Origin of the sequence: Candidatus Amarolinea dominans (genome assembly GCA_016719785.1) — a bacterium.
Taxonomy (GTDB): Bacteria; Chloroflexota; Anaerolineae; order SSC4; family Amarolineaceae; genus Amarolinea; species Amarolinea dominans.
Genome location: JADJYJ010000008.1, coordinates 181,925 through 203,830, shown reverse-complemented (window position 1 = coordinate 203,830; position 21,906 = coordinate 181,925). Strand labels below are relative to the sequence as shown.

The window sequence follows — 21,906 nt, the reverse complement described above, 5'->3', positions numbered from 1 at the left end:
GTATAGGAACGACTTCATCAGTCTGCGAATTTCTGGTGCGCACGCGCCAGCAGCGCACCCAGATCATAGTTCACCGACGCCACGCCCCAGCCCGGCTCGGCGTCGAATGGGTTACGGAGATAGTAGGGGCCATCAACCGAGTCATCATCGCCGACCAGCACAATCGCCAGCAGAAACTTCTCGGCCTGGTTGAGCGCGTACAGCATCTCGTTGCGGGTGATCGTAACAGTACTCGCCCCCTTCGCCCGGCCTTTCACTTCGATATGCCGCACATCAGGCAGAAGGTTCATCCTTCCCCCTTCATCCTTCACCCTTCCATCCTTCCACGACGTGATATCCCAGCCGCATTTCTGGGCTGACACATCCACCACGGTGCATCCGTGCGCCTGCTCGGCCCGTCGCACCGCGTCCATCGCCAGCCTTTCGATGCGGGCGCGGGCCGCGGCGTCTGCAGAAAACGTAGCCGCATCCTCGGCGGGTGCTTCCCCGCGCAGCCGGCGCAGCAATCCCGCTGGCGCCACCAGCGCGCCTCCCAACGCCACCGGCGTGGCCGAGGTGACGTGGCGCATGGTCATCAGTTCCCGTTTGCGGTTGTCCAGCCGGCCTTCGAGGTCGGCGACGGTGCGGCGGGCGTTTTCCAGGTTCAGACGCACGTCTTTCCCGGCGCCCTGGTCATCCTTCAGCTTCAGCCAGCGGTCCGACCAGAAGTTGATCTCCTTACTCAGCCGCTCATGCACCGCAACCAGGGTCTTGTCCACGTGGGCGATGCGCCGGGCGGCCACTTCCGCGTAGTGCTCCGGCACCAGGGTCGCCGCGGCCAGCGCCAGGGCGCGCTGTTCCTGGTCCGCACGAATCCAGGGCGCCGTCAGCAGTTCACCCAGCAGAGGCCGGTCGGCGGGCGCCAGCGGTTCCAGGTCCAGGTGCGGCGCCCAGCCGGCAAAGCTGGCCGAGCCATCGAGCGCGACGCGGACGAACTGAAGACGTTTGGAAAGCACCTGCCCGTCGCCCGATTTGATCTCGTGCGTCAGCATGAACAGTAGGTGCGGTTCCTCGCCGTCGTCGGCCGGGTCCACCAGGAGCGCGCCCTGGCGCAGCAGGTTGCCGTGCTGTTCCAGCAGGATGTCGCTCAGGGCCAGCAGCAGCGGATGGCCGGGGTGCAGCAGCGCCGCGTAGGGTAGGCCCGGCTTGTCCAGCGGGCGAATCGCTTCCCTGGTGAAGCAGACCCGCTCGTAGCGTTTGAGAACGGGGGCCAGATCGCGGCGGTTGCGGCCGGTGATCTGGCGGTCGCGCTCGCGAATGGTGGTAGGCACGTGCGTGATCTCGAAGCGGCCGGCCTCGCGCGCATAGATCGAGCCGCCCAACGCGGCAAAGGCCCTCATGAAGAACGCGCGCACGAAATAGGGTTGCAGGCGCCGCGCCTCGGCCTTCTCCATCTCCTCTTTCACGGCGAAGAGCCGTTCGGCGCTCATCGTCTCCTGCGCCAGCGCGTCACGGTCCAGGATGGCGCGTAGCTTGTCATGATCGAAGGCGTTTTCAACGCGCTGTCCAAGCCGGGCGCGCACGTCAGGCTGGTCGCCGTAACGGATGGCTTGCAGCAGCAGTTCCTTGAGGCTGACTTCTTCGAAGACCTCACCCAGGATGTCGAAGACCCGACCGTGCAGAGCTTCGCTCTCCACTTCCAGTTTCTTGAGCAGTCGGTGATAGACAGCGCCCTCGCGGGTCTCCTTGGCAACGAGGTTCCAGAGGTGGCACACCTCCTGCTGGCCGATGCGGTGAATGCGGCCGAATCGCTGTTCCAGGCGGTTGGGGTTCCACGGCAGGTCATAGTTCACCATCAGGTTGGCGTTTTGCAGATTCACGCCTTCGCCCGCAGCATCCGTGGCGACCAAGATCCTCACGTCGGGGTCGGAGAGGAACAGGGCTTGCAGCCGCCGGCGCTCATCGCGATGGGTGCCGCCATGGATGGTCACGATCGCATCGGAATTGCCCAGCACGCCAGCGATTTTCTGATGCAGGTAGTTCAGCGTGTCGCGGTGCTCGGAGAAGACGATCAGCTTGCGCAGATGGCCGCCGGCATCGCGCATGGCGGGGTCGTTCTGCAGGATGCGGGACAACTCCTCCCACTTTCGATCCTGGCCGGAGACCACCACGGCTTTGGCCTGCGCTTCCAGTCCCTGCAGGATGATGATCTCCTGCTCCAGCTCGGCGATGGTGCGGGATGCAGTCGCCTCGTCAATCAGAATTTCCTCCAGGTTCTCCTGCTCCTCGGCATTCAGGTCGTCGTCGTCCTCCGGCAGATCAACCAGCGTCTCCGCCAGAATTTGCTGCCCCCGGATGCCCAGCTTCTCCTCGCGCAGCCGTGTTTCCAGGCGTTCCTTGCGATGCTTCAGCGATTGGAAAATGGCCTCCGGGCTGGACGCCAGCCGCCGCTGCAGCGCGGTCAGGGCAAAACCGACCGATCCCTTGCGCGCGCCGACGAGCTGGTCTGCCTTGCCCATTTCCGTCTGCACATAATGGGTCACCGATTCGTAGAGTGCGGATTCGAGGTCGGACAGCGTGTAGTTGACCGTATACGCCCGGCGTTCGGGAAAGAGCGGCGTACCGTCGAACCGCACCATCTCCTCTTTCACCATGCGGCGCATCAGGTCCGACGTATCTACCTTATGCACGCCATCACGGAACTTGCCATAGAAGCGATCGGAATCCAGCAGCGACAGGAAGAGCTGAAAGTCCTCCTCCTTGCCGTTGTGCGGCGTGGCCGTCATCAGCAGCAGATGGCGGGTTTGGGCGCCCAGCCGTTCAGCGAACTGAAAACGCCCGGTCTTTTCCAGTTTTGTCCCGTAAAAGTGCGCCGAAAGCTTATGCGCTTCGTCGAAGACCACCAGGTCCCATGACGCCGCGCACAGCTTGTCCTGCAATTCCGCGTTGCGCGCCATCTGGTCAAGGCGGACGATCAGTTGATCGTGGTCCTCGAAGGGATTGCCGCTGGGTGAAGCGGCTTCGAGCTCCCTTGAAAAGATACGAAACTCCAGGCCGAACTTCTCATACAGCTCATCACGCCACTGCTCCACCAGGCTGCCCGGCGCCACCACCAGCACCCGGCGGGCATCCGCACGCATGAACAGCTCACGAATGTAGAGGCCGGCCATGATCGTCTTGCCCGCGCCCGGATCATCGGCCAGGACATAGCGCAAGGGCTGCCGTGGCAACATAGACTCGTAAACCGCTGTAATCTGGTGCGGCAGCGGGTCAATGTTCGAGGTATGCACCGCCATCATCGGGTCAAACAGAAAAGCCAGATCAATGCGCTTCGCCTCGACCGCCAGCTTGAAATTCTCGCCGTTGCCGTCGAAAGCCCACGGCCGCTCCTGAGTTGCCACCGCGATGTGCGTCTCAGTCTCATCCACCCGGCCCAGCAAGCGATCCTTGAGCGTGCCGTCCGGCGTCCGATAGATGACCGTCACCGCGCCCTCAGCGATGGGCACAACAGCCACAATCGTAGCCACAGCCGCAGGCTCCAGGCCAGTCAGCGAACTACCGGGTTTCAGATCTTCAAGGCGCATACCAGGTTCCTTTCGAGTGGCTCTCAAGCGCTCAGAACAGACGCCCGTTCCCCGTTTTTCTCATTCCCTGTCTCGTCCACACCCCTGTCATTCTGGGCCGAAGCACTGAGTCTGCTGCAGAGGATCATTCAGTATAAAACAGGATGCTTTACCTGTCAATGTGGCCGCGCCGCGGACAGGGCCAGCCCGCGCAAGAGGTTTCGCATCATCATGGGTAATTTCCCACAGTCGGCGCGGCCGGGTATACTCTGATGGCTTGGAGTGAAGCCATGAACATCTCGAAGCCGCGGCCGCCCTGGTAAGACATGCGCTGACCAGCTGGGGCAAGCATCGGGTGGTCGCCCACTGCAACCCGGACAACATCGAAAGGAAACCTACCTCATGTCAGTCAACTCACCACGCGTCGCCATGATTACGGGCGGGAATAGTGGCATTGGATTTGCCACCGCCAGCAAGCTCGCGGCGCATGGCTTTCATGTCGTCATGGCCTCGCGCAACCAACAGACCAGCGCGCAGGCCATCGCGCGGATGCACGCGCGCCACCCGCACGCCAGCGTCGAGTCCATCCCGCTCGACCTGGCGTCATTCGCATCGGTGCGGCAGTGCGCTGCTGCCTTTCAGGCCAAAGGCTATCCGCTGCACGTCTTGATCAACAACGCTGGCGGATCAATCCCAGGCAAGCAAGCCAGGTTCACGGCCGACGGGTTCGAGCTGACGTTTGGCACGAATCACCTCGGGCACTTCCTGTTCACCAATCTCTTGCTCGACGACCTGACGCGCTCAGCCCCGGCGCGCGTGATCACGGTGTCTTCGCAACTGCACATCCCTGGATACGCGGGCGGGAAGCCGCCGGATTTCGATTACGATAATCTGAAAGGGGAAAAGTACTACGACGCCAATGTCTTCTACCGGAACTCCAAGCTGGCGAACATGTGGTTTACGTATGAGCTGCAGCGCCGGCTGACGGGTACGGGCGTCACCTCGAACGCGGTGTGTCCGGGCTTCGTGCCCGCAGCCATTGCCGAACGCAGGACGTCGCTGGCCGATCGCTTCCTCTACAAGCAAATCCTGGCGCGCATGCCCTTTGCACGTTCACTGGAGCAGGCTTCCACATCGTACATGGTCGCCGCCACCGATCCTGACCTGGAAGGCGTCGGCGGCAAGTTCATCGTGGATGGCAAAGAGAGACGTTCAAGCGAGGAATCCTACGACGAACAAAAGGCACGGCGTTTGTGGGATTCGAGCTGGGCCTGGTGCGGTGTCGGTGCCATTGATCTCTGATCATCTGAGTGCTTGATGTCCTCCTCCAGCCGGCCGGGCAGGTCGCGCAGCGTCCGGTCGCGCGTCCACGGTTCGGCTGCATCCAGAAGCCACGGCATCCGACTAATGTACGACCGGCGGTATTCGTTATCAAGCGCGGGTGAAGCCTGTGGTCTTGTTTGGGTTATGGCGTAGTGTCAAGCCCACGAGAATGCGCGGCGCCCTTTCCAGGCGCCAGAGCCTCAAGCTCTGCGGGTGTCTCGCCGTGCCAACTACCCGGAGCATGTTCCTTACGAAGTCTGCTTTCCGTTGCTTAGTCGCGTCATTGGAGGCACATCAGGGAGGTTGGAATCCCGACACGAATCCCGACATTTTTTTGCGAATCCCGACATTCACGTGGCGACATAGAGAATTTTGCGTCCTTCTCCGACCCGCCGCACGTACTTCGTAGCTACGAGAGCGGTAAGGTCACGCAGCGCAGTGCGGTCGGTGACTCCAAAGAGTTCTCTAAACGTCTGGTTATTGAACTCTTTTCCTTCGTTCACCATCAACGCCAACGCCTGTACCTGGCGCTCGTTGAGGCCCAGGGCGCGCAGGTCGGTGACGCCGGCTTCGGGGATCAGGTCCAGGATGTTGTCGCCTGGTCCGAGGAAGGTGACGCGGAAGGTCTGGCGCCGCAAGCCTCGCCTTTAGCTCGTGGCTCAGAGCGCCCAGACCGGGATGGACTGGGCCGTAGCTGTGAGCGGCAGCGACTGCTCCGCCAGACAGATGACGCCGCCAGGGCCGGCGGGCAAACCGAGATGCGCCAGCGCTCCAAAATGCCGGACATCATCCCGACTCGGCGCGGCGGTTTTCTTGATCTCCAGGGGATAAGCGATGCCATCCTGCACGATCAGCAGATCAATCTCGCGCTGATCCTTGTCGCGGACGTAGTAAAACGGCGCCCGCCGTCCGCTGTGCCAGTAGCTCTTGAGCAGCTCGACGACCACCCAGGTCTCCAGAATCGGGCCGGACATGGCTCCAGCTTCCAGGGTCTCCGGACTGGCCCATTCGGTGAGGTAGGCCGCCAGGCCGGTGTCAAGAAAATAGAGCTTGGGCGCCTTGACGAGTCGTTTGCTGAGATTGGTTGAATACGGCTCCAGCAGATAGACGATCTCGGCGGTCTGCAGGATAGCGAGCCAGTTTTTGGCCGTGTTTGGGGCCACATCCGCGTCGCGCGCGAGATCGGCCAGATTCAGGAGCTGGCCGGTGCGCGCGGCCGTCGCCCGCAGAAAGCGCACAAACGCCATCTCATCACCGACGCGCGCCAGGTCGCGCACGTCGCGCTGCAGGTAGGTTTGCACGTAGGAACCGTAGAACAGATCGCGCTCCACGGCGTCGTCGAGGGCGATTGCGGGCAACGCACCGCGCCAGATCAGCCGATAAAGCTCCCTCAGCGTGAGTTTGCCCCCGGCGCCCATTCGCTGTTGAATCTCTGCAGGCGTTGGCAGGAATGGACGAATTTCTCGCCCTTGCCCCAGCCGCTCTCTTCTGGAAAGCCCCAGCAGGTGCAGCACGGCCACGCGCCCCGCCAGCGACTCGGACACCCCTTGCATCAGGTGGAACTGCTGCGAGCCGGTGAGCCAGAACAGCCCCGGCCGTTGGGCGCGATCGGAGGCCAATTTGATGTAGGGCAACAGGTCGGCCGCGTACTGCATCTCGTCTATCAGCACCGGGGGCGGAAAGCGCTGCATAAACAGCGCCGGCTCCGCCCTGGCCAGACTGAGGACGAGAGGATCGTCCAGGGTCACGTAGGTGCGCTCCTCCTGGCAGAGATGCCTGAGGAGGGTGGTCTTGCCAACCTGCCTGGCCCCGGTCAGCAACACGACGGGAAACTGCTCCGCCGCGCTGAGCACCCACGGTTCGAGTGTGCGAGCGACATACATGCCGTTCTCTCCTGGATTTATCGTCCAATATGCAACACGCTTGCATTATAGACGAGACCCGATTGGTTGTCAACCGCTTGCGTGTTCACTCAGGAGTTCCAAATGTAGCACACATTCAACCACCCGAGAATACAGAGAACACAAAGAAACGGCAGATCAGACGCAAATTGGTAGCCTCTCTGCGTTCTTTGTGATCTCTGTGGTCAAAAACCCAGCCACATTTGGAACTGCTGGAAGCCCGTGGTCTTTGTTCCGGCTGTGGCACGGTTTCAAGCCCACGAGAATGCGCGGCGCCCTTTCCAGGCGTCAGAGCCTCAAGCTCTGCGGGTGTCTCGCCATAAATTGAGACTTCGTGTATAATTGGCGCTGGACAAGATTCGCTGCTTGAGGAGGTGTCACCATGGAAGCCACGATGACGGCCATCGAATTGACCGGAACTGTGAATGAGCGCCGTCAACTGAAACTGGATGAGCTGCTGCCTATCTTCGGCCCCAAGCGGGTGCGGGTGATCGTGCTCTATTCCCCCACAGACGAGTGGGAAGAAACCGAGTGGTTGGCCGCCGCAGCCCATAATCCGGCGTTTGCCTTTCTCAAGGATGCCGAGGAAGATATCTACTCTTTGAGCGATGGGAAGCCATTCCGTGACGAAGCATAAAGTCATTCTCGTCCCGTTTCCATTCGATGATCTTTCCAGCAGCAAGGTCCGCCCTGCCGTTTGTCTCACCGATCCCATTGGGCCGCATAGACACGTGATCCTGGCTTTTGTCACGAGCCGTATTCCAGACAAACTCCTGGAAACCGATTTGGTTATTGACGCACGTAGTACGGACTTCAGAGCAACGGGACTCCAGGTTTCATCCACCCTTCAACTACACCGTTTGATGACAGCCACAACCTCCCTGCTGCAACGTGAACTGGGTGTCTTGTCGCCTGCCATGCAGGCTCAGGTCAAAGCGCGCCTTCGTAAGGTGTTTGGTTTGGCGTAACCGTCACGCTCACAGCTCCCCGTACACTACCCTCCCATCCAGCACCGTCGCCGACACGCGAGTCTGCAAAATCTCCTCAGCCGGGCAGGCGAAGATGTCGCGGTCGAGCACCACCAGATCGGCCAGTTTGCCGGGGGTGATGGAGCCTTTGCTCGCTTCTTCGCCGCTGGCAAAGGCCGCGCCCAGGGTGTAGGCGCGCACGGCTTCCGCCGCGCTGATGCGCTCCTGCGGCTGCCAGCCGGCCGGGCCGGGCGCGCCGTCCGCGCGGCGCCGCGTCACCGCGGCGTGGATGCCGGCCAGCACGTCCGGCGCCTCGATCGGCGCGTCGGAGCCGAAAGCCAGGGTCACGCCGCTGGCGAGCAGGCTGCGCCAGGCGTACGCGCCCTGCACGCGCGGCTCACCCCATGAGCGATCGGCGTTGAGCATATCGCTGGTCGCGTGGATGGGCTGCATGGAGGCGATGAGGCCCAACTGCGCCAGGCGCGGGGCGTCGTCCGGATGGATGATCTGCACATGCTCGATGCGGTGGCGCAGCGGCGGCCAGGGTCGCGCCGGCTGGGCCTGGCCGGTCTGCCATTCTGGTTCGGCCGCGCGCACCAGGCGCAGCGCGTCCAGCACATGGCGGTTGGCGCGGTCGCCGATGGCGTGAATCATCACGCTGAGGCCGGCCGCGCTGCACGCCAGCGCCTCCTCGGTAAACTCCTCCGGGTCCAGCGTACAGATGCCGCGCCAGTCCGGCCGCCCGCGATACGGCTCCAACATCCAGGCTGTCTGCGAGCCGAGCGCGCCGTCGGCAAAGAACTTGACGCTGCCCAGGCGCAGCCAGTCGTTGCCGAAGCCGCTCTGCAGGCCCAGATCAATGGCCGCCTGACGCTGCGCGCGCGGGATGGCTTGGTTGACGCGCAGCCCCAACTCGCCGCGGCGCAGGAGAGCCTGATAGGTGCGAAAGGCCAGCATCTCCGCCGTGTCGTTGGCCTCGTGGATGCCGGTCAGCCCGTTGGCCCAGGCCAGATGGATGCCCTCCAGCGTGGCCGCACAGCTCTCGTCCAGGCCTGGCTGCTCGATGACGCCATCCAGCAGCTTGACGGCGTTCTCGCGCAGGATGCCGGTCGGCTCGCCCGTCTGCGGATCGCGCTCGATCATGCCATCGGCGGGGTCGGGCGTGGATGCCGTGATGCCGGCCCGCGCCAGCGCCAGGCTGTTGACCCACAACGAATGCCAATCTTTGCTGTCCAGGGCCACGGGATGCAGGGGCGCGACCTGATCGAGCGTCTGCCGCGTGGGCAGGCCCTCCGGCCAGACGTTGGCGTCCCAGCCGCCGCCGCGCAGCCAGCGGCCAGGCGCCATCTGACCCGCCTTGCGCGCGATGACGGCCAGGGCCTGCGCCGCGCTCAGCACGCCGGCCAGGTCAACCCAGCGCCGCTGCAAGGCCCAGCCGACGAAGTGGATATGGGCATCAATGAAACCGGGCAGCATCGTGCGGCCGCCCAGATCGTGCGTCTGCGTATCAGGGCCGGTCAGGTGGCTCAGATCATCACCCACCGCCAGGATGCGATTACCGGCCAGCGCGACGGCGCGGGCGGTTGGGCGCTCCGCATCCTGCGTGTAGATGCGGGCATCGGTCAGGAGCATGGTTGCATGCATGGTGGATCACCTCTCCGCGGATAGGGGGCAATGCAGCCGCCGCCGGGCGGCTTGCCCCAGTCGGCGAAGGCCGACTTTGCAGCGGTTGCAGCGGTTTCAACCGCCCGGCTTCACTCCGCGCCGGCGATGGCTTCGATGACCGCCTGCAGTTCTTCGTCAGAGTAGAAATGAATGACCAGGCGCCCGCGCCCGCGCGCGCTGCGGCTGATCTCCACCTTGGTGCCCAGGCGCTCACGCAGGTTGTTTTCCAGGGCTTGCACGTGCAGCGCCTGCGAATCAAGCTCGCCGGCCGCGGCTTCCGGCGCCGCGGCCAGGGTCAGGCGATGTACGAGCTCTTCCACCTGGCGCGCGGTCAGGTGACGGTGGCGGATGATCGCCAGTGCCTCGGCCTGCAAGTCGTCATCCAGGCCGACCAGGGGCCGCGCCTGCGCTTCTGACAGGACGCCGGCCATCAGCGCCTCCTTGACCGGCTCGCTCAGACGCAGCAGGCGCAGCAGGTTGGTCACGGTGACCCGCGCTTTGCCCACCCGCGTCGCCACCTGCGCCTGCGTCAGGCCGAATTCCTCGATCAGGACGCTGTAGGCGGTGGCCTCTTCCAGCGGGTTGAGGTCGGCGCGCTGCACATTCTCGACCAGCGCCATTTCCAGCACAGCTTGCGCGCTGGCCTCCTTGACGATGGCCGGCACCTGGTTGAGACCGGCCAGGCGCGCCGCACGCCAACGGCGCTCCCCCGCGATCAGGTAGTAGGCCGGGCCGCCCGCGTCTGCCTGCCCACCCGCGGCGCGGGTCACGATCAGCGGTTGAATCAGGCCATGCTCACGGATCGAAGCCGCCAGTTCTTGCAGGGCTTCGCTGTCGAACGCCTGGCGCGGTTGACGCGGATTGGGAGCAATGGCGGTGATTTCGATTTCGACCAGCGCCTGGCTGACCTCCGGGGAGGTCGTGGGCGTGGTGGGGATGAGGGCGCTCAGGCCGCGGCCCAGACCGCGTTTGATATGGCTCATGGCGTTTGTCCTGGGTTGACTGGTTTTTCTTGCCGCATCAATTCCTGCGCCAGCGCCTCGTAGGCCTGGGCGCCCGGCGAACGCGGCGCGTAGGTCAGGATCGTTTCACCGAAGCTCGGCGCTTCGCTCAGGCGCACGTTGCGCGGGACGAGGGTGGCAAAGACCGGCGCCGGCGCGTTCTGGCGAATTTCGCTCACCACCTGCTGCGCCAGGTTGGTGCGGCCGTCGTACATCGTCAACACCAGCCCCTGCACGGTCAGCGCCGGGTTGAGGCTCTTGCGCACCAGGTCAATGGTGGCCAGCAGGTGCGCCAGTCCTTCCAGGGCGAAGTATTCGCACTGAACGGGGATGATGACCCCGTTGGCCGCGGTCAGCGCGTTGATGGTCAGCAGGCCCAGGCTGGGGGGGCAGTCCAGAAGGACATAATCATAGCCTGATGCTACCGGCTCCAGCGCCCGGCGCAGCACATACTCACGCGCCCACAGCCCAACCATCTCGACTTCAGCGCCGGCCAGGCGCGGCGCGGAGGGCACCATCTCCAGTCCGACGCGGTAGGTCAGAGAGACCACTTTGCCCAGCGGCATTTGGCCGATCAGGCTATCGTACAGGTCGTAGATGACGTGCTGAGGGTTGATGCCGACGTGGCTGGTGGCGTTGGCCTGCGGGTCGCAGTCCACCAGGAGCACGCGCTTGGACGCCTGTGCCAGGTAGGCTGCCAGGTTGACGGAGGTGGTGGTTTTGCCCACGCCTCCTTTTTGATTGGCAAAGGCAAGGATACGAGTCACAGCGAACTTTGCGCCTCAATTGGGTGTTGGGTTAGCCACGTTTCGACCTGGGCCAGGCTCGGAATGGCATGAGTGGCCTGCCCTTCGACCGAAAACGAGGCGGCAACGTTGGCAAAACGGGCGGCTTGCAGCGGGTCGCCGCTGGCAGCCAGGCGAATCAGGAAGGCGGCGGCAAAGACATCGCCCGCGCCGGTTGGATCCACCTCGTGCGCGGGGCGGGGCGGCATCGCGGTCATGCGGTCGCCCTGCCAGACCTGACAGCCGCGTGCGCCCAGGGTGAGCACCACCAGGGGGCAGAGGCGCCGGTAATGCGCCAGCGTTGCGGTGGAGTGTCCCAGGTCTTCATCGCTCAGGATCAACGCCTGCGCGCCGGCCAGGACTTCGGCCGCGCTTTCCCAGTCCTGACGGCTGACATGGCCCTGCGCGTCCCAGCGGCGCATCCAGCCTTGCGGCACGACGCCGAGGAGGCTGCCGGGAAAAGCCGACGCCAGGGCCGGGTCCACCTCTTGGGCGATGGGGCCGAGCAGCACGATGGGAATTGTGCGCCAGGCGGCCGGCACATCGGCCACGGTCAGCGGCGGGGCCACGGTATGCACGACCTGGCGGCGGTGGCCGTCGAAATAGCGGTTCTCGAAGGTGGTGGTGTCGGCCGAGGGCAGACGTTCCAGCGTGATGTCGTCCAGGTCAGGAGTTAGGGGGAAATCGGGTGCGGCGCGGGTGAGAATGGCGGCCTGTACGCCCAGACGTTGGGCGGTGACGGCCGCGTAGGTGGCGGTGCCGCCCTGGGCAAATCCGCCGGCCGGCAAGACATCGCGTGTGATATGACCAATGACCAGAAAATTTAGCATGACACTCTACTACAACCAGGATGCTGCTGATTGTAGCATAGGCGTCGCGAAAACCAAAAGACGCCTGGGGGAGTCACAACTCCAAACATAACCGCATTTTTTACCGCGGAGGTCGCAGAGCGCAGAGGAATCGCACCCTACTGCTCAATCTCCCAAGGCCTTGAGCAGGGCCTCGCGCGCATCGGCGTAGAACAGGATCGTCAGTTTCATCGCCATCTCGTCCGACAGCTCGTTCAACTGCCGGCGGGCAGAAATGGGAATGAGCAGCATTGCGGCGCCCTTCTCGACGGCCAACTCCGCCACATTGACGGCGTTGTAGATCGGGTCGAGGCCGCCGCCCAGGTTGAGCGCGCCGACCGCGATCAGGCCGCCCTTGAGGCTCTTGCCCAGCAGCGCGCTGCAGAAGGCCAGCAGCGCGGGCAGGCCCAGGAATGCGCCGCTCTTGGCCGCATCGAAGGCGCGTAACTGCACGGTGAACTCGTGCTGCCGCGGGTCGCGGTCGCCGACGAGCTCGCGGGCGCGCATGACCAGGTTCTGTTCGCCGTACTTGATGCTTTCGCGGAATGGCCCCGGCGCGGGAAAGTTGACGATGCGCACGCCGCCGCCCGGCCCCACGTTGACATCCACGCGGTACAGCCCGGCGCCTTCATCCGAGCTGCCAGGGCTGATGGCCCAGACCTGGCCCGGCGGCAAGGGATCGCTGCCGATGGTCTGCGTGCTCTGCAGTTCGGGGGTCACGACGAACTTCTCAACCCCTTCGACGCCGAGCTGATAGCTGAAGTGGGTGTTGCGGAACTCGGCGCTGCCGATGCGCTTCTGTTGCTCTTTGACCCGGCGGCGGCACTCTAGCGCCAATTCCACCGCCCAGGCGAGATCCTCATCGCTGATCACCATCTCGCGGTCGGGATAGAGCAGCTTGAGCAGGCCGTTGACCGTGTGGTTGATGGCGTTGGCGTCGCGGCCGCTGATCGCGCTGCCGTAACGCACACGGCTGGCGACGGCCGGCAGCCGGTTCTCGCTACGCAGTTGTGACCATCCCTCCGACAGGAAGTCGCTGACCAGGCCGAAATGCTCGGTGAACAGGGAACGGTCGAGCTTGGGTATGTCCCAGCCGGGCAGGTAGGCGTGGACGCGGTCCATGAACGCGGTATCGTTGCGCATCTCCGGCGGCAGCGGGCCAAGCAGATGGCCGATCCGCTGCTGATGCTCGACGTCCACCTCGAAGTTGCCCACCATGACGATGCTGCCCGTGGCGCGGATATTCTCGCGGCCGCGGCTGAACTCCCCGGACTCCATGTAGCCCTTCATGATGTTGACGCCGTCCTTCTGATCGAAGGAGATGCCGGACACCTCGTCAAAACACACGACGTCGTAGTGGCACACCAGGCCGCGCTGGCCGGTGGCGTTGTTGACGAACATCTGCGCCACGGTGGCCTTGCCGCCGGAGACCAGGTGCGAGTAGGGGGAGATCTGCTGATAGAGGTGCGACTTGCCGGTGCCGCGCGGGCCAAGCTCGACGATGTTGTAGTTGCGCTCGACGAACGGGACCATGCGCAGGAGCAGGATGTCCTGGGCGCGCGGTGTCAGCCGCTCCGGCTCGAAGCCCACGCTGCGCAGCAGAAGCTGTCGCCACTCCGCGGTGGTGAACGCCGGCCGGCCGCGGGCCAGGTCATCGGATACGCCGCGCTTGGAGAGCTGGATCGGGCGCAGGGCGGTGATGCCGAAGGGGCGGCCGTTGCGCTCCTGGGCAATGGCCGCATCATATTCAAGCTGGATCTCGGCATAGAAACCGCCGGTGAGCATGCGCTCGTTGCCCGCGACTGTCTCCGCAGCGATGCGCACGTCGCGCAGGCGCAGGCTGGGCAGCGTCGCCAGGTAGGAATCGCTGGCGGTGTCCAGCCGCGCAGTAATCAGGTCAATCAGCTTGACCGAGCCGCGCTCGCGCGCGCGTGACTTGAAGAGTTCCTCCTCGCCGGGCCGCACGGTGCGCTCGCGCATCTGCCGCTCGACGATCTCCAGCCCCTCCGAGATCTCGGCCGGGTTCGTGCTGGCGCAGTAGCGCCCCAACAGGAATTCGCCGACATAGGTCGGTACGGGATACTGGCCCCGGAATTTGAGCGCCAGGTCTTTGCGGACAATATAGCCCGTGAACACTTCTGCTGCGAGTTGGTCCAGCCTGTCCAGTTCCATCTTGCCTTCCTGAGAATCGCCTTCGCTGCTCTGGATTTGAGGCTTCAGCCGGTTCGTGTTCCCACCGGACCGCCTGAAGGCTCTATTCCGGTCCGCCTTATAGCGCAATTTGGCAAATTGCGCAGCCAGGCAGTGAGAATGGTCTCGATAGCGCCCGGAGTGCCCCCCTGCCCCCCAATCCTGGGGGAGCCGAATGCTTTTCCCCCCAGGATTGGGGGCAGGGGGGCCGCCTGAGCAGTTACGTAATTTGCCAAATTGCGCTACATCTGCCCGCCCACCGTGGTCGGCATCTGCGCTGCGAGCGACCCGTCTGCCGCCAACACCACGGCGAACGCGGCCGCGCCCAGTTGGTCATCGTCTGGGACCAGCAGCGACGCGGCGCCGGTCTCGATCGGTTTCGGCGCGGCGAGCGATGTCGCCGCGTTGCCGGCCTTAGTGCGGATGTCGGCGGTCATACCTGCGCCGGCCCCAGTCATGTTGACTGTGCAGCGCAGCCCCTTCCAGGTCACACCCGTCACGGCGACTTCCTGCGCGGCTGCGGCAACCGGCTTGGAGACCGTGATGACCGGCACGATGCACTCCTGCGGGCTGATGCCGCCGTGCTCGTACTCTTTGCCGGCCTCGTAGCAGGCGATGCCCGAGGCGACCGCGATCCGCACGTCCTTGTCCCAATGCCAGGGGACCGTATGCTGATCGGTCTGGGCGTTTGTTTTGAGTACAGCGCAGCGGCCTTTGCGCAGGACCGTCAGATGCTGCGGCAGCTCGACTTTGGGCAGGCCGCCGGGCAGTAGGAGCCAACCGTGATCGGTGACAACGATTACCCGCTGCCAGCCGTGACCCAGCAGCGCCTCGATGCGCCTCTCCAGGCTGCGCAGCTCGCCCGCCAAGTGATGCGCCACTTTCCAGCCGTGCTCGTGACCGTACTGATCAATGGCGCCCAGCTCGGTCCACGCCATCCCGTGCGGATCGCCAAGAGCGTCCCCGGTGAGAATCTGAAAGCCGGCGCCTTCGAGCAGCTTGCGCAGCACGGCAACGGTGCTGCTGGCGCCGGTGGCTTCGACCACCGGGGTCAGGCCCGGCTCGCGGCTGCCGGTCATCAGGCCAGCGACGGGCGAGACCGCGGGCTTGGCCGTCGGCGTGACCGTCGGCAGGGCAGCCAGGCGCCATCCGGTCGCACATGACAGACCCCGCCGCTCCAATGCTGCCACCAGCTTCATGCCGGCGTCGAAGCGCAGCGCATCGCTGAACAGGATGCACGTGCCTGCATCGGCTGCCGGCGGCGGACGGTTTAAACCGTCGGGCGCGTAGTTGGCGGCCGGGTTGCCGAGGACGGCGGTTTGCAGCGCGGTCGCGGCCCCTTCCAGCCATGAGCGGTAGAGCGTCGCGATCGCCGACTTGACCGCGGCCACGTCCTCAGCGGCTTCGACTGCCGCGAGCGCGTCCAGAGCCGCAGCATCAGCCTGCCAACCCTTTTGGGTGTACGCCGTTGCGATATCACCAACGGTCGCGCCGCTCAGCGGCTTCTCAGTCGCTTGGGTCAGGGTGACCAGGCGCTGCAGTGCTTTCGCCAGCGGCGCCTGTCCTAACTTGGCCCAAATCCAGCCGCGGCGCGGGCCGTGTTCGGCCTCGAGATGCGCAATGCCCCGGCGCGCGGCGGCCGGTGACGCCGCGGCCAACGCCAAAAGCGCCGCGCGCAGGTCTCCTTCGGCCGCCTCGGTATCCTGCGGCCAATAGGGTTGGCGGGCGTCGAAGAGCGCCAACTGCGGCCGCGCCCGGCGCAGCAGAGCCGGCAGGTTGGGATACCCTTCGGGGTTTTCATTGTAGCGCGCCCAAACGGTTGCCCAGGCGCCCTGCGCCGCGCCCAGGCGTTCGGCGGCGGTCAGCGCGCCGTCGTCCACAGGATGGAAGCCGTACTTGCGCTTGCAGAGGTCGCAGAATGAGTACCACTCGGCCGGCGCCAGCCCGTGGGAATACCCCTCCGGGTCGTTCAGCCAGAGGAGCAGCCGTCGAGCCTGGTCTGGGTTCAAGAGTTCGTCGAAGAACGCGGCCTTGAGCGGCGCTTCTTTTTTCAGGCGCGCGAGCGGTTCGTATGCCAGCTTGAGCAGCGCCCGTTCCAGCGCCTCCCGCGTGGCTGCGTCGCCGCTCACCGCGATGCCCAGCCCGCCGTCGGCGCTTTGCAAGAAGCCGGCCACTGTCCAATCGCGGCCGTTCTTGTGCGTCCACAGTACGCCGCGGTACTGCAGCTCGGCCAACGGCTGCAGCGGCTTGGGGCACTCCTCGATGGCCCGGATGTCGGCGCGGCTGATGCCCGGCAGGTAGATGATCGGCACGACGCCGGCCGGCAGCACATCCTGGGGCAGCGTGGCCGCGATCATGCAGCGCAGCCAGTAGGCCGGGCCGGTGCGCTGCGCGGGCGCGTAAGGTCCCAGGGTCAGCAGCGGCAGGCGCTCGCGCAGCGCCGGCAGCAGCGGCTCCCACTGGCGCTCCTTGTCGGGCCAGAGGATGGCAGCCGGCGGGCATTGGTCGTTCTTGTTGTACTGGCCGGCGCGCGCCAACGCCGCGGTCAGGGCATCGAGGAGTGTGGTGGGTTCACTCATGGCAGGCCTGTTGACGGTAGTTGCGCCAGGATACGGTCAAGTAAGGCAGATAGGTCGGGAGGCGGCAAGATCGGCGCGTCGCGAAATCTCTGCTGCCAGTCGTCGGCACCCTTGCCCGCAAAGAGCCGGTCCAAAACCTGCACAACGACCTGGTTGAAGAACTTCTTGCCGTGGATGTGCTGCCGCAACTGTTCCGGCTTGGGCGACGCACGACCAACGGCCAATTCCACCTGATAGCGCGCCAGGACAATGTCTGGCGCGATTTGTTGATGCCACGAAGCCAGGATCTGGCGAATCTGCGCCTCGTCCGTGATCGGGTGTTCTTCGAGTTGGCTGGGGAAGCGGCTCGTTTCGTGGATCTCGCGTAGCACGCGCCACATGGCGCCGTGAGCCACCCAATCCGGGATGTGCTGGCGAATGACCTCCGTCCAGGCGTCCGCGTCGGTGACTCGGTTCCGCTGGGGCGCAGGCAGGGCGTTCCAAAGCTCGGCTGGATCACACAGGTAGGATTCGATGCAGAACCGCGGCAAGATATGCAGGCGCGACGATCTACCGGCTGCGGCGACAACATCGGCTTCACGCCATTCATCGCGGTCAATGATCCCGATCCACGAAGGGCGGTGGATGGTTGTCCCCTGGATCACATGGCGCTTGCCCTCAGCCGCCGCGAGAAACGTGCGGCTCCGCCAACCGGCCGCGTGCAGGTCCAGAAAATGGCCGAACCACATCACATCTTCCTTGCCCTCAACCAAGATGACCGGCAAACCGCGCGCCAGGTTCTCGATCTCAACGATCCAGGCCGGCAGGGCGCTCATCGCGCCACCTCTTTTCCCGTTGCATCCAGGCGGACGGTGTGCGAGTCCGTAAATAGCTCCCACAACTCCGGCATGTGCGAGGCGATGATGAGTTGGCCGCCTTTATCTGCGACCATTCGGCGCAGATGGCTGACGAACGCCGTCGCCAGGGAGACGTGCAGGTGCAGGTCTGGCTCGTCCACAAGCACGATGCCGCCCGGCCGCAGCCAGCGCGTGATCGTTGCCAGCATGAGCAGCACTTGCTTCTCACCACTGCTCAATTCCTCGATGGGATGGCTCTCGCCAGTTCCGACCTCCACCAACAGGTCGCCGGTGCGCCGGTCGAAGCCGTTCAGCCGTTTACCGACCAGGAACCGATTGAACTGCGCCGCGATCTCGTCGAAGCGGGCCTCATCCACCACCTTGAGGTTGTAGAGATAGTTCTGCAAGCTGCCCCGGCGGCTGGCGACCGGCTCGTAGCGGGCCAGCCATTGGTATTCCTCCGGCTCGGGCTGCACGCTGAACCGCTCGCTCAATGGGCGGAGCAGCCGGCTTTCACTGGCCAGATAGACGAGGTTGGGCAGGTCGGCCCGCTTGCCGAGCTGGTTCTCAGCCAGTTGATCGGCTAAGCGGTTCGTCCAGGCCTCGCCCTCCTTTTGTGTCTCTGCTTTGCTGCGATCCGGGGGGCCGGGAGGTGTGTAGATACCGGTGACTTGTGTGCCGCGCACATCTTCCGGGGATGAGGAGAGGTGGCGCTGTAATTCAAAGCGGTGCGCATCGGCATGAGCAGCCGCAAAGCTCCGGGTGGCATCCTGCCCGCCCGCATAGATCCACATTGGCGCGCCCTCGAAACCGATCACTTCCAGGGCAGCCAGTCCCGCCGACTGCAAGAGGCGCGCCCCGGCCGCGTCGGTCACCGGGTTTGCCCCAGGGAGCGAATCTGCCATGCCCCGCCAGAGGGCCACAATGACCTCCAGCAGCGTACTTTTGCCGCTGCCGTTCGGCCCCATCAACAGCAGCGCGTCGGGCACACGGTTGGTCCAGCCATCCTCGAAGGCGCGGCTAAAATCACGAAAGTTGCGAACTTGCTTGAGAATGATCCTACTAACGTGCATGTTGGGCCTCCTTCCGTGGCTGTACAGATGTCTTGAAACTCGCTTCGGGCATCGCGCCTATTCTACCACAATCGGCAGCAGCGGCTCCCATTGGCGCTCCTTGTCGGGCCACAGGATAGCGGCCGGCCGGCATTGGTCGTTCTTGTTGTACTGACCGGCGTGCACCAACGCGCCGGTCACAGTCTCAAAAAATGTAATTGGTTTGTTCATGGCCAATGCCACTCTTCCTGCTTGAACGGCGTCAGGTTGGATATACAGCAAAGTACACATCTTGCGCGGGCCCACATCAAGTGCCTCAATGCTACCTAACGAGAACATGAATCACGGGGTGCATCTGACTTCGGAATCCATGTATGAGGCAGTCTCAGAATACTGGAGGTTTCGGCGGAGTTGGAGATTATGTGCAGAGCTTGAGGCCAAGGTTTGTTCGAGATGCTGTTTTGCTTCATCGATTTCCTCCAAATGAGTCGAACCAATCCGGCGCAGAATAGTCACACACTGTTGGTAAAATTCTCGCGTATCTTCTGCTCGTCCTTCCAGGGCTGCCACATAGGCAAGGTCATAAAGATTTCCAGCGTACGATTCCCAGTCTCCGGTCCGTGCGTGTATCTCGGCGCTGGCGCTGAACATGTTGACGGCTAAGTCGATATCCCGCAAGTTGATCAACACATGACCCAGGTTACGCAGCGCAAGCGCCCGTCCCTCTGAATTTGTCATATCATTGGACACCTCCAGGCATCGTTCGTAACAGTGGCGGGCTTCGATCCAATTCTCTCGCTCCTCAGCAAGTTCTCCAAGGCTCTGCCAGGCCAGGGCCAGCAGTTCTTGGTCTTGTATTTGCTCCGCAAGATTACGGGCTTTCTCGAACTGATCCTGCGCCTGATCTGCTTTGCCTTGTTCTTGTGCAAGCGTCCCAAGTTGGATCCATGAACGGATCATGCCAGCATAATCACCGATATCGCGACTGACTGAAAGACTCTCTTCAAGCAGGCTATCAATACTCTGGCCCAACTCTTCAGCCGCAAAGACCAGGAGTCGCAAGGTATTGGCTATGGCGGGTTTGCTCTTGCGCTGACGCGCCATTGCCAGGATCTCGCGATAAAGATCACTGGCGAGAGGATAGTTTTCCTGTTTCAACGCAATGGCAGCACGTTCACGCAATGCCTCAGCGTAAGCTTCGGATTTCTGATTGATGGCACTGAGTTTCATTACTTCCTGCAGACAATCGTCAGCCAAAGCGTCTAGTCCGGCAGATCTGGCTACCGAGGCCAAAGAGCATAGCGTCTCGCAAATGGCGTAAATGTCATGCCGCTGGCTGTCAATCTCCATTTTCTCACGCAATAGCTCAAGGCTACGATTCACATCTCCCTGGTCGGCCAGTTGCCTTGCAATCAAGTCGAGCGCGGCACCCCTCATGGATAGGTTCTCGATCTCCCTGATCCTTACCAGCCATTCGTCGTAGAGCACGTTCAGTTCGCGTGACTCTTCCTTTGATTGATTGACCAGGCCTGCAAACAGAAGCAACAGCAAAGACGCAGATTTGTCTTCGAGGTGCAGTTCGCGGAGGAGACATTGAAGAGATTCACGAGCTTCCTGATGCAGGCCCTGTAAAAATCGGGCCATCACAGCAACCACCTGCACTTGCCCCCAGCCGAGTTCTACCTGCTGATTGCCAGTGCGCTCTGAGTGCCAACGATCCAGAAGCGGTCGTGCATGATCAAAGTAGTCCAGTGCTTCCTGCCAATAACCCTGCGCAAGCCAGAGGCTACTGAGAGATGAAATCATCTCTGCTGTCTGCACTGGGGATTGTTGGCGAATGAGCAGGTTAATCGCAATTCGCAAGTTAGGCAACTCACGCTGCAATACATCGTGCTCCTGCCAATGAGTCTCGGCATAGGCTAAGAACTGTTGAGCAAACCGCTGCTGGCTTTTTCGTGAGTGCTTTTCAGCCCAGCCTGTAGGTTGAAAAAAACTCATGTGCCTGCCTCCAAAGCCGCTTCAAGCCTGGCAAGAGCTCGATCCACGTCGGTAACGCGCTCTTGGTCCATATGCATAAAAATCGCACGCGCGCGCAAGAAGCAGTCTTGTGCCTCTTCGATTCTTCCTGTGTTAGCCAGCGCATATCCAAGCCAGTATAGATTCTCAGCCAGGATCCGAGTTTCGCCCCACGCGCTTTCGAGCAGAACGCACTCACGTAGGTTGGGAAGAGCCAGGCTATACTGTTCCTGATAGAGATACAACCGTCCTAAACTGGCATAAATGCTGGCCAGTCCAGTCTGGTCATCCATGCGGCGAGCGATATCTTCACTTTGATGGAGATAGTGCAAAGCCTCATCAATTCTGTCTTGCACGCGAGCAATTTCACCCAGATGGAACATGGCCAATGCCTTACCGCGTTCGTCAGCCAAAGTTGTAGCCAATTGGAGCGCCTCGCAGTACAAAGTGCTGGCATGGGTGTATTCTTTCCTTTGGAAGTGGCGCATCGCTTGCATCTGACACCAAAGATACCGTCGCCAGTTTGCAGACTTGGGTTTGCGAGAGAAGGGCGCTTGTTCGAGACTAACCAGCACATCCGAGTGATTGTCTGGTTCCCCCAGAAAATAGTTGGCCAGGGTTACTATGTCTGGCGCATTGCACTCCTGAGCATTGGCGCGGGCTTGCAGCCAATGATTTCGTGCCAAATCTATTCGACTGGCACCTAGTTGGACGGCACCCAATCCCAAATGGGCAAAGGCTTGCAGCAACGGATCTCCTTCGGTCTCACTAAGCAACCGTTCATAAAGGATCAACGCACGACTGCGCTCACCTGCCGAGTTGAGAGTATTTGCATAGTCATCAATCAAGGCCAGTAGAAGGTCGCGTGTGTTGGTATCAGCAGCAATGGATGTATCTGAGAGTATGAGCTCAAGCCAACGCTGATATTTGTCTTTATGCCCGGCACCCAATAACATCTCTCCAGTAGAATGGATCAGAAATCCTAAAGAGATCAAGTTATGCTGCTTCTCGCAGATCTGAATCGCAATAAGTATATTTGGCAATTCCGTGCCAAGCGTATCCGGAGATGTATTGTGTTCTTGAACATAATTCTCACAAATAGTCACTAAACGTTCTTGAGCTTGTGCAAAGACATCTCTGGCATAGGATGAAGAAACGTAAACATGATCAGAATGTTGTCAATAAATCCCTGCGCTTTAC

General features: G+C 62.6%; 17 protein-coding genes. 3 read left to right on the top strand and 14 right to left on the bottom strand.

Going from position 1 to position 21,906, the window contains the following annotated elements; genetic code table 11:
- Positions 1-17: 17 nt before the first annotated feature.
- Positions 18-3,563: a DUF3883 domain-containing protein gene (locus IPM84_12115; GenBank protein MBK9093495.1), complete on the bottom strand. Its 3,546-nt coding sequence runs from the start codon at positions 3,561-3,563 to the stop codon at positions 18-20.
- A gap of 381 nt (positions 3,564-3,944) precedes the next feature.
- Here IPM84_12115 and IPM84_12110 point away from each other — a divergent pair, with 381 nt between their 5' ends.
- Positions 3,945-4,844, top strand: a complete 900-nt coding sequence (locus IPM84_12110; protein MBK9093494.1) for an SDR family oxidoreductase — start codon at positions 3,945-3,947, stop codon at positions 4,842-4,844.
- Between the two features lie 371 nt (positions 4,845-5,215).
- Here the strand turns inward: IPM84_12110 and IPM84_12105 are convergent, their stop codons facing one another.
- Both IPM84_12105 and IPM84_12100 read right to left on the bottom strand, forming a co-directional pair.
- Positions 5,216-5,503 carry a hypothetical protein gene (locus tag IPM84_12105; protein ID MBK9093493.1) on the bottom strand — a complete coding sequence of 96 codons (288 nt, stop codon included), beginning with the start codon at positions 5,501-5,503 and terminating at the stop codon, positions 5,216-5,218.
- Between the two features lie 21 nt (positions 5,504-5,524).
- Positions 5,525-6,748, bottom strand: coding sequence for an ATP-binding protein (locus tag IPM84_12100; protein MBK9093492.1), 1,224 nt, complete (start codon positions 6,746-6,748; stop codon positions 5,525-5,527).
- A 412-nt stretch (positions 6,749-7,160) separates the two neighbouring features.
- Here IPM84_12100 and IPM84_12095 point away from each other — a divergent pair, with 412 nt between their 5' ends.
- Entirely contained in the window at positions 7,161-7,403 is a 243-nt protein-coding gene (locus tag IPM84_12095; protein MBK9093491.1) for a hypothetical protein, read from the top strand.
- Positions 7,375-7,734 carry a type II toxin-antitoxin system PemK/MazF family toxin gene (locus IPM84_12090; GenBank protein ID MBK9093490.1) on the top strand — a complete coding sequence of 120 codons (360 nt, stop codon included), beginning with the start codon at positions 7,375-7,377 and terminating at the stop codon, positions 7,732-7,734. The genes IPM84_12095 and IPM84_12090 overlap by 29 nt, the downstream gene beginning before the upstream one ends.
- A 9-nt stretch (positions 7,735-7,743) precedes the next feature.
- On the opposite strand, the gene IPM84_12085 is transcribed toward IPM84_12090, so the two are convergent.
- The 11 genes from IPM84_12085 to IPM84_12035 all read right to left on the bottom strand — a co-directional run bounded on the left by IPM84_12085 (position 7,744) and on the right by IPM84_12035 (position 21,812).
- A complete protein-coding gene (locus IPM84_12085; GenBank protein MBK9093489.1) occupies positions 7,744-9,378 on the bottom strand; it encodes an amidohydrolase in 1,635 nt (544 codons plus the stop codon).
- A gap of 110 nt (positions 9,379-9,488) precedes the next feature.
- Entirely contained in the window at positions 9,489-10,382 is an 894-nt protein-coding gene (locus IPM84_12080; protein MBK9093488.1) for a ParB/RepB/Spo0J family partition protein, read from the bottom strand.
- A complete protein-coding gene (locus IPM84_12075; GenBank protein ID MBK9093487.1) occupies positions 10,379-11,167 on the bottom strand; it encodes a ParA family protein in 789 nt (262 codons plus the stop codon). Before IPM84_12075 ends, IPM84_12080 begins: the two co-directional genes overlap by 4 nt.
- Positions 11,164-12,015 (bottom strand): ribokinase, encoded by an 852-nt coding sequence (locus IPM84_12070; GenBank protein ID MBK9093486.1) that lies wholly within the window; start codon positions 12,013-12,015, stop codon positions 11,164-11,166. Before IPM84_12070 ends, IPM84_12075 begins: the two co-directional genes overlap by 4 nt.
- Positions 12,016-12,159: 144 nt before the next feature.
- Positions 12,160-14,205, bottom strand: a complete 2,046-nt coding sequence (gene brxL / locus IPM84_12065) for a BREX system Lon protease-like protein BrxL (GenBank protein ID MBK9093485.1) — start codon at positions 14,203-14,205, stop codon at positions 12,160-12,162.
- Positions 14,206-14,465: 260 nt separating this feature from the next.
- The gene (gene pglZ / locus IPM84_12060) at positions 14,466-16,802 is read right to left on the bottom strand and encodes a BREX-1 system phosphatase PglZ type B (GenBank protein MBK9093484.1); all 2,337 of its coding nucleotides are present in this window, start codon (positions 16,800-16,802) and stop codon (positions 14,466-14,468) included.
- A complete protein-coding gene (locus IPM84_12055; protein ID MBK9093483.1) occupies positions 16,799-17,617 on the bottom strand; it encodes a DUF4435 domain-containing protein in 819 nt (272 codons plus the stop codon). Before IPM84_12055 ends, pglZ begins: the two co-directional genes overlap by 4 nt.
- On the bottom strand, positions 17,614-18,711 hold the full coding sequence (locus tag IPM84_12050) for an AAA family ATPase (protein ID MBK9093482.1): 1,098 nt from the start codon (positions 18,709-18,711) through the stop codon (positions 17,614-17,616). Before IPM84_12050 ends, IPM84_12055 begins: the two co-directional genes overlap by 4 nt.
- Positions 18,712-18,768: 57 nt before the next feature.
- Positions 18,769-18,921, bottom strand: coding sequence for a hypothetical protein (locus IPM84_12045; GenBank protein ID MBK9093481.1), 153 nt, complete (start codon positions 18,919-18,921; stop codon positions 18,769-18,771).
- A gap of 111 nt (positions 18,922-19,032) precedes the next feature.
- A complete protein-coding gene (locus IPM84_12040; protein MBK9093480.1) occupies positions 19,033-20,688 on the bottom strand; it encodes a tetratricopeptide repeat protein in 1,656 nt (551 codons plus the stop codon).
- Positions 20,685-21,812: a tetratricopeptide repeat protein gene (locus IPM84_12035; GenBank protein MBK9093479.1), complete on the bottom strand. Its 1,128-nt coding sequence runs from the start codon at positions 21,810-21,812 to the stop codon at positions 20,685-20,687. Before IPM84_12035 ends, IPM84_12040 begins: the two co-directional genes overlap by 4 nt.
- Between the last annotated feature and the right edge of the window lie 94 nt (positions 21,813-21,906).

Bases quoted from the DNA above. Each gene is read 5' to 3' on its own strand.
- IPM84_12090 (MBK9093490.1), top strand. From the start codon at position 7,375: ATGGGAAGCCATTCCGTGACGAAGCATAAAGTCATTCTCGTCCCGTTT.
- IPM84_12115 (MBK9093495.1), bottom strand. From the start codon at position 3,563: ATGCGCCTTGAAGATCTGAAACCCGGTAGTTCGCTGACTGGCCTGGAG.
- IPM84_12055 (MBK9093483.1), bottom strand. From the start codon at position 17,617: ATGAGCGCCCTGCCGGCCTGGATCGTTGAGATCGAGAACCTGGCGCGC.
- IPM84_12085 (MBK9093489.1), bottom strand. From the start codon at position 9,378: ATGCATGCAACCATGCTCCTGACCGATGCCCGCATCTACACGCAGGAT.
- IPM84_12050 (MBK9093482.1), bottom strand. From the start codon at position 18,711: ATGCACGTTAGTAGGATCATTCTCAAGCAAGTTCGCAACTTTCGTGAT.
- IPM84_12045 (MBK9093481.1), bottom strand. From the start codon at position 18,921: ATGAACAAACCAATTACATTTTTTGAGACTGTGACCGGCGCGTTGGTG.
- pglZ (MBK9093484.1), bottom strand. From the start codon at position 16,802: ATGAGTGAACCCACCACACTCCTCGATGCCCTGACCGCGGCGTTGGCG.
- brxL (MBK9093485.1), bottom strand. From the start codon at position 14,205: ATGGAACTGGACAGGCTGGACCAACTCGCAGCAGAAGTGTTCACGGGC.
- IPM84_12095 (MBK9093491.1), top strand. From the start codon at position 7,161: ATGACGGCCATCGAATTGACCGGAACTGTGAATGAGCGCCGTCAACTG.
- IPM84_12100 (MBK9093492.1), bottom strand. From the start codon at position 6,748: ATGTATGTCGCTCGCACACTCGAACCGTGGGTGCTCAGCGCGGCGGAG.
- IPM84_12080 (MBK9093488.1), bottom strand. From the start codon at position 10,382: ATGAGCCATATCAAACGCGGTCTGGGCCGCGGCCTGAGCGCCCTCATC.
- IPM84_12110 (MBK9093494.1), top strand. From the start codon at position 3,945: ATGTCAGTCAACTCACCACGCGTCGCCATGATTACGGGCGGGAATAGT.
- IPM84_12070 (MBK9093486.1), bottom strand. From the start codon at position 12,015: ATGCTAAATTTTCTGGTCATTGGTCATATCACACGCGATGTCTTGCCG.
- IPM84_12040 (MBK9093480.1), bottom strand. From the start codon at position 20,688: ATGAGTTTTTTTCAACCTACAGGCTGGGCTGAAAAGCACTCACGAAAA.